Annotated in this window: 10 protein-coding genes and 1 pseudogene; 1 reads left to right on the top strand and 10 read right to left on the bottom strand. The window is 36.2% G+C overall.

All coding sequences use genetic code 11. The features are described 5' to 3' along the window. Window positions 1-5: 5 nt before the first annotated feature. The 4 genes from LQ50_RS07805 to LQ50_RS07820 all read right to left on the bottom strand — a co-directional run bounded on the left by LQ50_RS07805 (window position 6) and on the right by LQ50_RS07820 (window position 5,908). Window positions 6-1,664 (bottom strand): ABC transporter substrate-binding protein, encoded by a 1,659-nt coding sequence (locus LQ50_RS07805; protein ID WP_034627885.1) that lies wholly within the window; start codon window positions 1,662-1,664, stop codon window positions 6-8. Between the two features lie 125 nt (window positions 1,665-1,789). Further along, window positions 1,790-3,511 carry a sensor histidine kinase gene (locus LQ50_RS07810; protein ID WP_034627887.1) on the bottom strand — a complete coding sequence of 574 codons (1,722 nt, stop codon included), beginning with the start codon at window positions 3,509-3,511 and terminating at the stop codon, window positions 1,790-1,792. A gap of 7 nt (window positions 3,512-3,518) precedes the next feature. Beyond that, window positions 3,519-5,090, bottom strand: coding sequence for a response regulator transcription factor (locus tag LQ50_RS07815; RefSeq protein ID WP_161784668.1), 1,572 nt, complete (start codon window positions 5,088-5,090; stop codon window positions 3,519-3,521). A gap of 182 nt (window positions 5,091-5,272) precedes the next feature. Next, window positions 5,273-5,908, bottom strand: a complete 636-nt coding sequence (locus LQ50_RS07820; RefSeq protein ID WP_034627889.1) for a bifunctional 4-hydroxy-2-oxoglutarate aldolase/2-dehydro-3-deoxy-phosphogluconate aldolase — start codon at window positions 5,906-5,908, stop codon at window positions 5,273-5,275. Window positions 5,909-6,402: 494 nt separating this feature from the next. Here LQ50_RS07820 and LQ50_RS07825 point away from each other — a divergent pair. Then, window positions 6,403-7,670, top strand: a pseudogene (locus LQ50_RS07825) (MATE family efflux transporter). A 56-nt stretch (window positions 7,671-7,726) separates the two neighbouring features. Here the strand turns inward: LQ50_RS07825 and LQ50_RS07830 are convergent. The 6 genes from LQ50_RS07830 to LQ50_RS07855 all read right to left on the bottom strand — a co-directional run bounded on the left by LQ50_RS07830 (window position 7,727) and on the right by LQ50_RS07855 (window position 14,796). Then, window positions 7,727-8,794: a Gfo/Idh/MocA family protein gene (locus tag LQ50_RS07830; protein ID WP_034627890.1), complete on the bottom strand. Its 1,068-nt coding sequence runs from the start codon at window positions 8,792-8,794 to the stop codon at window positions 7,727-7,729. Window positions 8,795-8,962: 168 nt separating this feature from the next. Then, a complete protein-coding gene (locus tag LQ50_RS07835; RefSeq protein WP_034627892.1) occupies window positions 8,963-9,580 on the bottom strand; it encodes an SGNH/GDSL hydrolase family protein in 618 nt (205 codons plus the stop codon). Between the two features lie 222 nt (window positions 9,581-9,802). Then, window positions 9,803-11,146 (bottom strand): branched-chain amino acid transport system II carrier protein, encoded by a 1,344-nt coding sequence (brnQ, locus tag LQ50_RS07840; protein WP_034627894.1) that lies wholly within the window; start codon window positions 11,144-11,146, stop codon window positions 9,803-9,805. A 226-nt stretch (window positions 11,147-11,372) separates the two neighbouring features. Next, entirely contained in the window at window positions 11,373-12,332 is a 960-nt protein-coding gene (locus LQ50_RS07845) for an aldolase catalytic domain-containing protein (protein ID WP_034627898.1), read from the bottom strand. 494 nt (window positions 12,333-12,826) lie between these two features. Next, a complete protein-coding gene (locus tag LQ50_RS07850) occupies window positions 12,827-14,245 on the bottom strand; it encodes a hypothetical protein (protein WP_034627902.1) in 1,419 nt (472 codons plus the stop codon). Then, window positions 14,242-14,796, bottom strand: coding sequence for an RNA polymerase sigma factor (locus tag LQ50_RS07855; RefSeq protein ID WP_034627905.1), 555 nt, complete (start codon window positions 14,794-14,796; stop codon window positions 14,242-14,244). Before LQ50_RS07855 ends, LQ50_RS07850 begins: the two co-directional genes overlap by 4 nt. Window positions 14,797-14,956: the final 160 nt, after the last annotated feature.

A 14,956-nucleotide genomic window follows, 5' to 3' on the forward strand; every position in this document is an offset into this window, starting at 1 on the left:
ATCATTTACTGATTATTGTTGCTTAATTCAAGTCTTTTGTGAATAAACTCATTCATCACTTGCTCAAATGCTTCGTATCCAGTCTGATTAAACTCTTCCACATACATGTCCCAAACCGATTCAAATTCATTGGGATCAGCTAAAATCATTTGAGGGAACCAAAGTCTTTGTAACTCGTGCTTTTCCTGTTCAAAAATCGCTGCTTGCGACCCTGGCTCTACGTTTGCACTCCACGCCGGAAACCATGGACGTTCTTCCGGTTCTGAAAAAAGATCAGAAAAGACTTCAATGTTGTAAGCATCTAATAGTACTCGATCTTCCTCTGTATAATCATTCATAGCCACTTCCTGTTGACGTCGTGGTTCCCACGCATTTCCATCAGAATACAATCCATTCCCTCGTGGCCAATACCATTCAAAAATCGAAAAGCCAAATTGTTCTCGGAAATCGGCTTGATTTGTTAAAGCAATCTGTTCCTTCGACCGGTAAAAACGCCCTTCATCATTCACTTCATACGTTTCCCCTTCAATTCCCCAATTTACCAACTTCTGATTTTCTTCTTTCATCAAATGATCAAAGAACTTCATAATACGGACAGGATCTTCGGCATTAATCGTAATTCCAATCCCTCGATTTGCTGTAAATGATGGTGGATCAAGATATTGATCCTTAATCGTTTCATCAAAAACAATCGGTAATGCCATATATTCTCGATCATCGTCCCCAGCTTCACTTAAATGATTAAATGCTGTTCCAACCTGCCAACGATAGTCAAAAAATCCAAGCACACGACCAGAGGATATTTTTTCTAAGTATTCTTCGTAGGTCGAGATAAAAGCTTCATTATCAAATAATCCTTTGCTATTTATTTCATTCAGCTTTTGTAAATAGCGCTTAGTAATGTCTTTATTTCCATATACTTTTGCTTCGTTCGTATCCATATCAACAATTACATCACCATCATTTGGATACCCTGCTAAATGGGCAGGAGGATTAGCTAAAGTAAAAAACCTCCAATCATACGTTAGAGCTGTGAATCCAATCGTTTCTTGTTCGTTAATCATTGGGTACTTTTTTTCGTATGCTTCGATTAGATCAAAGTATTGATCGAGAGTCGTGATTTCTGGGTACCCAAACTCTTTCAAAACACCTCGTTGTATCCAAAAAGCACCTTGGTATATATTGGGGTTAGGAATATAACCGTTACTCGCTCCAAAAGGAATATAATAAATATTTCCATCTTCATGCTTCATCATATCTAAGTAAGGTTCATATACCTCCTTTAAATTGGGCGCATATTCATCAATTAGATCGTTTAATGGAATGAAGGCTCCAGCTTCAACTACTTTATCAACTGCCACATCGGGACTTAATACATCTGGATAATGTCCACTAGCTATCATCACTCCAACATGTGTATCAATATCACCTACAGGATACTCTACTTTAAAGTTCACTCCTGTTTCTTTTTCAAACATTTTCCCAATTGTCGTTACGTTGGAATCCATGTTTCTACCGTTATTAGCAGCATTAAAGTATGTGAACGTAACTGGATCCTCTCCTTTTAGAGCGGTATTCACATGTTCACTTTCATCACGATTACACCCCGTGACTACTACTAAACAAATAAATAATGTAGCAATAAGCAAACAATTAGTTCTCATGCATAACTGCTCCTAACAAGTGTACTTATAAGCACTTACTTTGTAAGCACTTACATTATAGCGCTTAAATTCTGTAGCTGTGACCCCGGAAAGTATAGTTCGTACTTAGAAAAACTTAGGGTCTTCTACTTACTTGGAAAAAAGATTCGAACTTCTGTGCCTTTATCCATAATACTGTTTATCTCAAAAGCAAAATACTCACCATAAAGCAGCTTTAATCGATAGTAGACATTTTTCACACCAATGCTTTCTCCCATATCATCTTCGTTATGAATGGATTGTAATAACATAGAGAGTTTACTCTCATTCATACCAACTCCATCATCTTTAATGGTAAACATCACACCGCCTTGAACCTTCTTCAACTGTAAATGGATAAACCCATTCCCTCTTTTAGGCTCAATTCCATGAATACTGGCATTTTCAACAAAAGGTATAAGAGACATATATGGAATATCTAACTCCATACATTCAGGATCAACGTCAATCCCGTATTGCAACTTTTCGCCAAACCGATATTGCTGAATCTCTAAGAAACTAGTAATAATCTTTAATTCTTCTTGAACGCTCACCCAATCTTTCCCGCTCGATATAGAGTTTCGTAATAACTTAGCCATATTTTGAATAATCTTGGCTGTCTCATCTTCATTTTTCAGCAAACTTCTCATACGAATGGTTTCTAATGAATTAAAAAGAAAATGAGGGTTAATTTGACTCTGCAATGCACTTAGTTGAGCTTGTTTCCTCTTTAGCTCTAAATCTTTCTTTTGTAGGTTAGCTATATACACATCATTTATTAAATCATTGATCTTCTTAGCCATACGATTAAATTCACTTGTTAATTGCCCAATTTCATCTTTGTACTCTATGCCATCTATCAATGCAAAATTTTGGTTTTTCATTCGTTTCATATGACGTAATATGCGTAATAACCGACTGTGAAGAGAAGACGAAATCCATATTATAATAAAGGATGGTATGAAGAAATTAAGAGCGGCTAAATACAAAATAAATTCCCCAGAATTCTCCACTTCTTCTAATATAGCATTCTCCGGAACAACTCCAACTAACTTCCAATTATTTAAGTAATTAAGTTCAAACTCCTTTTCGAACGTAATAGACTCTTCAGGAATATCAGAAAGTTTCGAGAAATTTAATTCTTCATCATTTATAACCGTACCCGTACTGTACTCAACCTGATCCTCTTCACCTACTAAATAAATATTGCCTTGAAATGTTACATTGTTAAAAGCTTGTTTAATCATATCGGTATTTAAGTCTATTTTCACAAATTTCTCTCTTGTATTATTTTGAAAATAGTCTAACTTACGGATCACACTAAATGTATCGGTTGAAACATTTCTTCGTAACACAGGATGCGATTGTTCTAATAACATAAAGTCTTGATGTAGTGCATTCGTTTTTACATCCTCCGTAATTTTATGAATCCCTCCTGCAAACAGCATCGATTGATTATCGGTATAAAACGTAATTTCTTTAATTGAAGAATAGACAGGGCTATATTTATTGAAGTTACGAAAAATAGATTCATAGTCTGTAATATACTCAATAACGGTTTCATACTCTTTTTCTAAAAAACCATGAATGATATTATCAGTATATATCGTTGTTGAAACACCTATAGCCTCATCCACTGTATTAATAAATTCAGTTTCTACTTGCTCAAAAGCAAGTGTTAAGTCATGCATTTTTTGTTTTTTCACATTATTAATTGTTACATGATAAAAAATGATGTTTGTTAGGAGGATTGGAATAAAGACAGATAAGAAATAAGTAATTAATAATTTATTCTTAAGTTGGACGTTATTTAGGCTAAACTTTTTCATCACTGTTTCATCCATTTCTTTCGAGTGACTTTCGATATTCAGTTGGAGTCATGCTTTCTTGTTTCTCAAATTGAGTTACAAAATAATCTGAATTTCTAAACCCTACTTTCTCAGCAATTTCATAAACTCGTAATGTTGTTTGCCTAAGAAGCTTTTTTGATTCATCAATCCTTAATTGCAGAATAAATTCTTTAAAATACACCCCAAACGTCTTTTTAAAAAGCTGTCCCATGTAGACAGGATTCATATAGAAAGCACTCGCTATACTTTTTAAACTAATATTTTCATTGAAATGTTCTTCTATATACGCTTTTATCTTGTATATATCACCTTTTCCATTCTTTTTTCGCAAGCTGCAGATATACTCACAAGCCTCAAGAACCAATTCCGAAAAATACTCCTTTAATTCAATAAATGTCACCGAACTATTATGCAAATGTAACATAGGAGTTAGCGTAGTCAGTTGTTGTTCATTGCCTTCCATACTTCTAATCGTTTTGATGATTTTATTCACACATCGAGTAATCGACGCTTTAATTGACCCTGGAGCAAAGAGGTGGACCTGAAATTCTGAAAAAATAAGATCAATTTTTTCTTGAATGTTCTTTTTATCCTTTTCTTCAATTGATTCCATGAGAGATGTATACAAATGGTCATCAATATCCATATGAGTGATGGACAAGTCTTTAACTTTATCAAATATAATTGGTTGATTACTAACATTCATATATTTATACTGCAGAGATTTGATTGCCGATTCGAAGGATACATGAAGTTCGTTGACCTTATTTACCGTTTGACCAATATAAATCGTTAAACTTTTATCAAGTTCATGTTGTAATTTTTTTTGTAAGCTACTAACAAAAACTAAAATATTATGATCAAAGCTCGCCAAGTGGTTGTCTGTAATTGCTAACCCAAACCGAAGCAACTCATGTTCTCTGATCGCCCATATTTCCGCTTTGGTCAGATCACATATCGCATCACCGATCATTGTTTTATATGATTCTATCCTCGTTCTTTCTATAGGATTTGAAATGATTTCATTTATTTCAGCAATTAAATAATTCATTTGATTAACTGAATCTAAGCATAACAAATCCGTTTGCTCTTGCTGGACATGCTCAATGTTCCCTGAAACTAAATCTTCGAACAAATTTGTTACGATTATGTTTTGTCTGTACTCTTTGACCTTCCTTTCTTCATCAAGTGTTTTGGTCAATTGCTTTAATACAATTTCGATCTCTTCTTTATCAAGTGGCTTTAATATAAAATCGACAACTCCGTATCGAACAGCTTTTTGAGCATATTTAAAGTCATTGTAGCCACTTAGGATAATAAACTTAGTCGGAAATTGTTTATCTTCCACTAAATGCCTTATTAATTCTAAACCATCAAGTACAGGCATACGTATGTCGGTAATAACTAAATCAGGCTTGGTTCGTTCAATGATCTCTAATGCATCTTCACCATTAGATGCTTCTGCACTAACCTCAAAACCACATTCCTGCCAATCTACAAGTGCTAATATCCCTTTTCTAACAAAATGTTCGTCATCTACTAGTACTACCTTGTTCATCCTATTTCTAACCCCTTTCATACAAGTTCTATATGCTGTTCCCATTCACACTTTGTACAAATAGTGGGAAAACTAAATAACATGAAAGTAGAGATTCATAAAAAATGATAGAGGTGTCTTTAAAAGGGACAATATCACCTTATATGACACCTCCAAAGCGGTTTCTAATTGGAATGATAGAATTAATGCCTTGCTTTTTGTACCTCATTAACAAACGCTTTCGATTTAGCCGTTAGGTCTGCTAACGTATGTTCATTTATTTCTAACTTTGTGTTGACTAAAGAACTACCAAGTCCTACAGTAATCCCACCGGCTTTTATATAATCAGCCGTATTGGATAAGTTAATTCCCCCTGTTGGCATAAGAGGAATATGAGGAAGCGGGCCATGCACATCTTTTAAATAAGTTGGTCCAAATACATTGGCTGGAAATACTTTTATGACATCAGAGCCATGTTCATAAGCTGTTAAAATCTCTGTAGGAGTTAAGGCTCCAGATATACTAATTACACCATAGCGTTTGGTCATTCGAATGGTTTCTGTATTTACAGTTGGCGAAAAAACAAACTTAGCTCCTGACAAAATAGCCGCTCGGGCCGTTTCCGGGTCAAGTACAGTACCTGCCCCAACGATTACACCATCTAATTCTGTAGAAGCTTTTTCTATGACTGACAATACGTTTGGTGTTTCCACGGTAATCTCTAGTGTCTTCACTCCACCTTCACGTAGGGCTTTTGAAATCGGAATTATATTTTCAAGCGTAGCCCCTCTAATAATTGCGACAACCCCACTGTCCTTAATTTCTTGTAGTAAGCTCATGCTTCTCCTCCGTTCTTATCTATTATCTATGTAATTTTATCGTTCAACAAATTCTTTCTCACCTAGCTGCACTAATATATCATCTAAGTATGTGATGTCCTTATTCCTAAAATATTTGTTACCGCTTTCACTTTTTTTATGATTATATCATCACATTCTTAGTTTGTATATTGCTTAAACTAAGTTTTTGTAATAATTTAGATGTTATAAACAATTAATTTATTTCATATTTTACTTCTTTTCTTTATACTCTATAGAAATATCGTTGCATTTATAATAATCTATATTACTATTAGGGCATGAATCCATAAACAAATGAATAGATTAAGTTTGTTATTGAAAGCGTTTTACAGATGGTTGCAATTGAACAAACTTTGGGATAGGAGACTTTAATGACTACAAGTGAAGTTAAAAAACTCTCTCTTTTTGCAATAACCTGGCCTATATTTATCGAAACCTTTTTACACATGTCGCTTCGAATTGCGGATACCTTTATGTTAAGCATCATATCGGATGAAGCTGTAGCAGCCGTTGGAGTTTCGAATCAAATAGTTATGTTTATTTTTTTTTGTTTCAATTTGGTGCAACTGGCGCTGGGGTGGTGATTGCTCAATATCTAGGAGCGAAGAAATTCAGCGAAGTTCGAAAATTTGCCTGGAATGCGATTACCTTTAATTTTTTATTTGGTTTACTCATTAGCATCATTATGGTTCTCTTTAGCCAGACGTTTCTCAGCTTCTTCAACCTTGAACCAGTCTTATTTAATCAGGCAAGAGTCTTTTTACTGATTGTAGGCGGCGTATTGTTCCTTCAAGCAATGATGCTTACCATATCAGCGATTGTTCAAGCTCATGGCTACACAAGAGATACGATGTTTGTAACCGTAGGAATGAATATTATTAACATCATTGGAAACTATCTTCTAATATTTGGAGCTCTTGGCTTCCCCCAATTAGGAGTTGTTGGCGTTGCTATTGCAACCGTTGTTAGTCAATTTATCGGTCTAATCGTTAACTTTATGATTTTATTTAAGAGAGTTGAGATTCGACTTCATTTAAAAGATATGATTGATTGGAACAAGGCACGGTTCTATCAAATCTTAAGCGTTGGCGTTCCTAGTGCAATTGGCAACCTCTCTTATTCATTAAGTCAAATTGTTACAACTGGTTTTATCGTTTCACTCGGACAGGTGATGTTGACGACTAGAATTTACACTTTAAATATTTTGTTTTTTGCTATTGTTATTTCCATTTCTTTAGGAAGAGGAACGCAAATTATTATTGGACACTTAGTTGGAGCCGGTGAATTCGAAAAAGCCTACAAAACAGCCCTTAAAAACCTTCGTATGAGTATGCTGCTCTGTCTCGGAGTGGCTATCCTCCTTTTTATAGCTAGGGAACCGTTGTTTCAGCTTTTTACAGATAACCCAGTAATCATTTCGACAGGAGGAATTTTATTATTGATGGGGATTGCTCTTGAGCCTGGTCGTTGCTTTAATATCGTTCTCGGTCAAGCAATACAAGCGACTGGTGACGCTCGTTATTTAATGCTAGTAACCATTATTGTCATTTGGGCCTTAAGTGTCCCTCTCTACTATTTGCTAGGTATACATTTTGGCTATGGATTAATTGGGATTTGGCTGGCTTTTATCATTGATGAATGGCTACGAGGAATGGTTCTATTTTGGCGTTGGAAGAGTAGAGCTTGGGAAAGAAAAGTTCTAGTAAAAAAAGAAAAGCAAAAGAACGAAGCTCTAGGTTAAAGAGTACTAATAAAAAAACACAACAACAGGGAAATCCGCCCTGTTGTTGTGTTTTCTTATGTTAATACCGTAGAAACATGACATTGATTTCTTAATTCATAATGCATCCCCGTTTCTGCCGCTTGGTGAAATCCATGCATGGCCTCTAACACATGTAACCCTACTTCTCCACTGGCTTGATGTGGTTTATCCTTCTTTATCGCATCTACCATTTCTAATACACCTAAACCTCGAGCATTAAAATGATAATCAGAAATCAATTCTACAGAAGTCCACTCTGAACTCCCAGGTTTTCTTAATAATACTGGACCTCCAAACGTATTAGGATCTGGAACTCTTAACGTCCCTTCTGTTCCATATATTTCAATGTTAGGATAGTCCACTTTCGTAAAGGTATCAAAGCTAGTTATCAGTGTACCAATGGCCCCATTTGTAAACTCAATTGTACCTGATAAATAGGTTGGAGTCTGTACGGTTATTTTTTCTCCATATCTCGGCTGACTCGTTATCGTACGTTCAGAGAACGCTTGAGACGCTAAGCAAGTAACCTTTTTCATAGGTCCTAACAACTGAACAAACGTGGTCAAATAATAGGGCCCCATATCGTACATCGGTCCTCCCCCTACTTCATAGTAGAAATCTGGATTAGGATGCCACCTCTCATGACCTGGTGTCATCATAAATCCTGTAACTGAAAGAGGTTTTCCAATAACCCCGTCGTCTATGAGTTTTTTACACGTTTGAATACCAGCCCCTAAGAAAGTATCTGGAGCACTCCCGATGCGAAGCCCCTTTTCCTTAGCTAATGCGATTAACTCCTCTCCGTCTTTTAGTTCAGAAGTTAAAGGCTTTTCGACATATACATGTTTGCCCGCAGCTAAAATTTGTCTACACACTTGTGCATGGACTTTGGGAATCGTCAAGTTTATGACTAGCTCAATTTCCTCATCAAGCAATAGTTCGTCAACGCTAAGCGCAGACGGTACGCCATACTTTTCCGCTTGTTTTATAGCTCTTTGACGGTCCAAATCAGCACAAGCCTTTACCTGAAGTTCTGAAAATCTATTACAGTTTTCAAGATAGATGCTGCTTATGTTCCCACAACCAATGATACCTAGTTTCATAGAGTACTTCCTCCCTCGTTATAATTAAACGCTTTCAATTTGATATGCACTACTTTTTCTATTTAACAATAAGGATATCCTTTTCCCCCTCTCATGAACACGCGTACATTTATTATCATATATAGTTTAGATTCATTTTGGATACCAGAGCGGCCCTCCCATACTCTTTTATATAAGTTGGTCTTCCACTGCCCTTAGCCAAGTAGTAGCCATTAACATATTCCCCCTTGAATTCATATGTACGCTATCTGTCGTAAGTGTATGATTAGGATTTGTTTGCAAATAGTGAATAAAAGCTTTATTCGTTGGAATAACTGTTGCATCAAACTGCTTTGCAACTGTATGAACAATCTGTACGTAATCTAATAACATTTTGTTTCCGATTGAATTAGGATCCTCTCCAATAATAGTAGGTTCCATTAATAGAATTTTGGCATCCGTATCGTCTTTAACTTTAGATAATAACTCTACATAAATGCGGTAAAATTTCTCCGGAGTTACTTGTTCTAAATCTGGACGGTCTAATTGCCTCCATACATCATTCACTCCAATAGATATAGAAACATAATCCGGTTGATGGGCAATTACATCCGTTTTCCACCTTGCTTGCAAGTCAACAATCCGATTCCCACTAACTCCCACATTGATAAACTGAAACGAGGTCGATGGATACGATGTTACCAAATAATCATGTAAAAGCTTTACATAACCATCTCCTAGTCCATCCGGATCTTCTAATCTTCCACAATCGGTTATGCTATCCCCAATGAATAGAATTTTTCTCATAATATAAACTCCCTCATTCATAATCAGACTTGTTTATCCATTCAAAGCTATAGTTTCAATAGTTGTATTATATTTCATATTATTTTTAATTCCAAGTTCTAAATTCAATCTTCTAAAATTTTAGAAATTTTAATAAAGATACCAAATTAATTGGACGTTCACAAAAAAAGGGGTATCTCAAAAAGGTCTGTTTTTTACCTTTTTGGGATACCCCCTAAATTATTACAATTTTTCTTCTACTAAAGGTTGGTTCACTTTGTTGGCTATACTAACTAGGAATCCAATGATCCCACCCACAATAGCTGGAACAACCCAACCTAACCCAACAGAATATAATGGAAGAATAGCAGTAAATAGATCATGAATTACGTCGATCCGGATTCCTGCTGCATGTAATCCTTCAAACAGACTAACAATAAAGGTAAATAAAATACTTACCTGATACACTTGTTTTTTCCCTTTAAATAGAGGGTGAAGAAAAGTTAACAACATCAAACACATGGCTAATGGATATAGCATATAGAGTACAGGAACAGAAATAGCTATTAATGTCGACAAACCAAAGTTTGATATAACCGCACTAAATATCGTAAAGACAATGGTCCATTTTTTATAAGAAATAGAAGGTACTATCTTGTTAAAATAAGATGCGCAAGATGTGATTAATCCGATGCTTGTTGTTAAACAAGCAGCAATCACAATAAAACCTAATAACAGCTTACCAAATGAACCAAAATAATAACTTGATACACTTGCTAAAATGGCACCTCCGTTATCTAAATGGCCAAGCTCGATCACACTTTTTGCTCCCATATACGTTAAAGAGGAATAAATAATTGTAAGCAGTACCCCTGCAATAACAGCCACTTTGAAAGTTGAAATCATGATTTCCTTTTTCGTAGTGATTCCTCTTTCTTTCATGATGTTAATAATCACAATTCCAAAGACAAAAGCCGCTAGAACATCCATCGTTAAATAGCCTTCTTGGAAGCCTTTAAAGAAACTATTATTCATAAATGATTCAGCAGGTGCTTGAACTTGTCCGATTGGATTAACAAATGAAACGATTATAAGGATCCCGATAAAAATCAATAATAATGGAGTTAAAAACTTTCCAATAATATCAACTAGCTTATTAGATTGTAATGAAAAGAATAACGCAATCCCAAAGAAGACAACTGTAAACAGCAACAATGGGAGAAAGCTATCATGGTTATTTATAAATGGTCTAATCCCCATTTCAAATGAAACCGTATTAGTTCTAGGTATAGCAAATAGTGGTCCAATCGCTAAGTATAGTGCCACAGTAAAGATAATTCCATACAATGGATGTACTCGACTTGCTAATGACTGTAAATCACCCTTACCTGAAAAGGCCAAAGCCAAAATTGCAAGAAAAGGCAACCCGACACCTGTCACAATAAATCCAGCATTAGCTAATAGAATGTTTTCCCCAGCCATCTGACCAAGCATCGCCGGAAAAATTAAATTCCCCGCCCCAAAGAACAACGCAAACAACATAAAACCAACTGCAATCACATTTGTGAATGAACCTCTTGATGACATTTATTATCCCCCTACAATTTCCATGAAACACAAAACCATATTACAAAATTTTGTCTTTTATCTAAAAATTTAAATTACACTAATTTCAAAGGCAACGGATGATAATATATCATACTGAAATAGCAAAATCAATTGTTTCTCCCGGAAATACGACATTTTTCGCAATATCTATAAACTTATTCAAAAAAGCGCCCAAATTGAGCGCTTTTTTGAATGAATTACTACCCTATTTCGACTCTGAAGCCAATGAGGATTCTGGTGATGTTACCTTATCATAAAAATCAGCGAATTTATCTCGGTCTTCGCTCGCACGATAAGCCATAGCAACACGTGGGTGTTCATTTAGGGTTCCAGAGATCATGTAAGGGATGATGTAACCCCACTCCCATCTTTGACGCATTTCTAACATGTGCTTCTCAATGACATCGAGTACTGGTTTTAATTCATAGCTTGCTTTTTGAATATGAGTAACGAGAAGTTCTGTATTACAGTTTCCTGCTGCACGACCCATTCCATAAACAGAGGAATCCAGAAAGGTAACTCCATTTCGCATCGCAGTCAAAGTATTAGCAAATGCCAATTGCATGTTGTTATGCGTATGAATCCCCAGCTTCTTGTTAGGAATCATTTCTTTAAACTTTTTCACTTGATGCTCAATGTCAGCAGGGTCTAAACTTCCAAAGGAGTCAACAATATATACAACATCAACTACGCTCTTTTTCACCATATTAAATGCTTCAATCAGTTGATTCTCAGGAACACTTGAAAGAGCCATGATATTAAGAGATGTTTCATAGCCAAGATCATGAAACATTTGAACAAGTTGAAGGCCTTTATCGACTTCACGAATATAACATGCAACACGAATCATATCTAAAGGACTTTGTTCACGTGGCAAAATGTCATCTGGATCCACACGTCCAATATCAACTAATGCAGAGAGCTTTGTGAATTTTTTCTGTGGAATAATTTCTTCTATGAAATGATCATCTAAAAAACGCCAAGGGTTCGGCTCCGTCGCTTGAAGCAGCTTAGGTGAGTTTTTATAACCAATTTCCATATATTCAACACCCGCAGCACTGAGTCCGTTATATAAATCTTGAACATATTCAACGCTGAAGTCCCAATTATTAATTAACCCTCCATCTCGAATGGTACAATCTATTATCTTGCAACTTTGTTCCATCGTAAGCCCTTCCTTCTGTAATCTTTTTCAATTCAACTTCATATGTAGAAAAACCATATGCAGTTTGTACCATGATTCGATAATAGTTGTCAATATTCAAATAATTCCCCTCTTAAGACATACTAAATTCTGATCGCACTAATATTGTGCACATTTTCACCACTTTATGCCCCTAAACTAACGAATTAGAAGAAAGCCGTCCCTTACTCTCTTCATGAAAACTTCAAACGTTCTTTACATAGAATACACTTATTTCACCATATTAAATAGTACAATCATGTTGGGTAGAGCGATATCAGGGGTCGCTACACTGACAGCGTTGGCGGGGCTGTTAGTACTTTTTTATAATCACACTTGAACTATGGAAATGTAGACTACGTGTAAAAATGTTTGCGCCAATTTCCAATCAATATGATAGAAAGGTAACCCAAAACCTGTCTGGCTACCTTTAATTAATTCATACATTTTTAGTGATTCCCCCAATGTAACGTATCTTAGTGCTTCTCTAGAGAATCAATAAACGTTTGCAATCTTTGCATAAATACACCTCCATTATAATCCTCACGGTCTGCGTGCTTATGCTTGTAAAACCACTCTCCAGAAAGTTCAAACAGTTCAATAAATCCATCGATAAATTCCTCGTCCATTCCACTATAATAGGCGTAATGGTATGGAGTCCCACCACCTAAATCTTCGTGGTAAGCATGGTCTATGTTAAAAGCATCAAACATAATTTCTTTACCTTGCTCGAGAGGAAACCCATCTTTTAATTTACCAAATGAGTAAAAGCTGTCGGCTGAAACCGTTGGCTCACTAAAGCGCCATTCGGTAAAATAATCGTGTTCAATTCTTTCAATCGTTGTCTCCGGCGGAAGATAGCTTGTGATTCCTACTTCTTCATTTTCATAGAGCTCCAATTGTACTTCCTCGAATCCAAAGGCGCCTATTTGTAGGAGGACTGTTTTTTCCAGAGGACGTTGGTACTCATCATGAAGCTCTCCTTCTGACCCAGGAACAGTGTATGGCGTCTGCACCCTCATGTATGTAAAAATGAGCCACGATACAAACCAACTTTCCTTATTGTCAAGTGGAAAATCCGCCGTATAAATCATCGGTTGTCCTAATAAGTCAGAGACATACAACTCCATAAAGCGTCCGCTTTCTTCATCAATGAATGCATACATCCTAGTGTTTTCCATATCGAAAGGGAATACATGATCGAAAGGAAATGAAATCTGAAAGTTCATTCGCATTTCCTCTATTAAAGTATTTGTGGGCACAATCGTCTCCGCCGTTTGTGAGAAATCAGCGGTTAACTTTTGTATTTGCTCTTCTATTAGTTCTTCACCCGCATCAATATCAAAAACAAGAAGATTCATTTGTTCTGAGTCAGGCCCATTTATCTTGACTGAATGAACATCTTCCCCCTCTTCTTCCTCTACAAACCAGTTCCTAGGAAGGTGAACAGAAAATGTATTGTTGTAAATATTGGTGGTGTTCATTGCATTTAAATCATCATAATCAAAAGTCGGCCTCTCGAGCACCCTTTTAACTAGTTCAACATTTTCTTCGATATGCTGCAGGTCTATTGATTCTCCCGCTCTTATCTCACCTTTTCCATCTTCCGGAAGCGTGTGAGTTGGCACTTCATCTTGCGTGTCGTCTTGAAAGACTGTTAGATTTAGAATTAATAAACCCGCAATACTTGCGGCAGCTAGCGTTGCCACCCCTCCAATAACACGTTGACCAAGCTTCTTTCGCTTCTGTTCCTTTCTAGGGCGAGTACTAAGATCTTTCAGGCCTTTTTGAAACGCAAGTAAACTTTTATTCCTCGCTTCCTTAGAAGCTTTCATCGCCTTCCTTTTCTGCATAATATAGCGAAGTTCCTCATCCTCACGTTTGCGGTCACTCATCGACTATTCACCTCCATATTCATCCGTTCAGAAAGAGCCATTCTCGCCCGTCGTTGTGTTGATTTGACAGCAAGAACTGATTTCCCCATAATGTGTGCTGTTTCTTTAATTGAAAAATCCTCTATAAACCTTAAATGGAGAACAGTCTGATAGTGGATTGGTAGCTTATTAATGCTCTCGAGAAGTTCATCCATGTGAAAATTACGAAAAACGGTATCTTCCGCCGATTCATCTTTGCCACTAAAGTGCTCAATCACGTCTACTTCCATTGAGATGGACTGCCTTTCCTTCTTTTGCTTACGGTAATAATCAATTACGACATTTCGAGCAATCTTAAATATCCATGTTTTAAAGGAAGATTTTCCTTCAAATCGGTCAAGCTGTCTTGCCACTTTAAAGAAGACATCCTGCAGCAGTTCCTCTGTGTCGTGATAGCTATTCGTTTGTATGTATATGTATTGAAAAATTCGGTCCACATAACGTTCATGCAATTGCTGAATAGCTTGTTGATCACCTGTAATAATCTCACGTATGAGTTCGTGATCGTTCATTTCTCAACCTCCCACATCTTTTGTCGTAAGTATAGACGATTATGCTGAACAAAAGATGCATATATCTGATATATTTTTGAAATTCATCATTACATTTTCTTAATAACGAAAACAAAAACGGATACAACACTTGTAGCTCCCAAGTGTTGCATCCGTTGAT

Source organism: Halalkalibacter okhensis (assembly GCF_000787375.1).
In the GTDB taxonomy this organism is placed as follows: domain Bacteria; phylum Bacillota; class Bacilli; order Bacillales; family Bacillaceae_D; genus Halalkalibacter; species Halalkalibacter okhensis.

Excerpts from the sequence above, each read along its gene's own strand:
- LQ50_RS07805 (WP_034627885.1), bottom strand. The coding sequence starts at position 1,664 with ATGAGAACTAATTGTTTGCTTATTGCTACATTATTTATTTGTTTAGTA.
- LQ50_RS07810 (WP_034627887.1), bottom strand. The coding sequence starts at position 3,511 with ATGAAAAAGTTTAGCCTAAATAACGTCCAACTTAAGAATAAATTATTA.
- LQ50_RS07815 (WP_161784668.1), bottom strand. The coding sequence starts at position 5,090 with ATGAACAAGGTAGTACTAGTAGATGACGAACATTTTGTTAGAAAAGGG.
- LQ50_RS07820 (WP_034627889.1), bottom strand. The coding sequence starts at position 5,908 with ATGAGCTTACTACAAGAAATTAAGGACAGTGGGGTTGTCGCAATTATT.
- LQ50_RS07830 (WP_034627890.1), bottom strand. The coding sequence starts at position 8,794 with ATGAAACTAGGTATCATTGGTTGTGGGAACATAAGCAGCATCTATCTT.
- LQ50_RS07835 (WP_034627892.1), bottom strand. The coding sequence starts at position 9,580 with ATGAGAAAAATTCTATTCATTGGGGATAGCATAACCGATTGTGGAAGA.
- brnQ (WP_034627894.1), bottom strand. The coding sequence starts at position 11,146 with ATGTCATCAAGAGGTTCATTCACAAATGTGATTGCAGTTGGTTTTATG.
- LQ50_RS07845 (WP_034627898.1), bottom strand. The coding sequence starts at position 12,332 with ATGGAACAAAGTTGCAAGATAATAGATTGTACCATTCGAGATGGAGGG.
- LQ50_RS07850 (WP_034627902.1), bottom strand. The coding sequence starts at position 14,245 with ATGAGTGACCGCAAACGTGAGGATGAGGAACTTCGCTATATTATGCAG.
- LQ50_RS07855 (WP_034627905.1), bottom strand. The coding sequence starts at position 14,796 with ATGAACGATCACGAACTCATACGTGAGATTATTACAGGTGATCAACAA.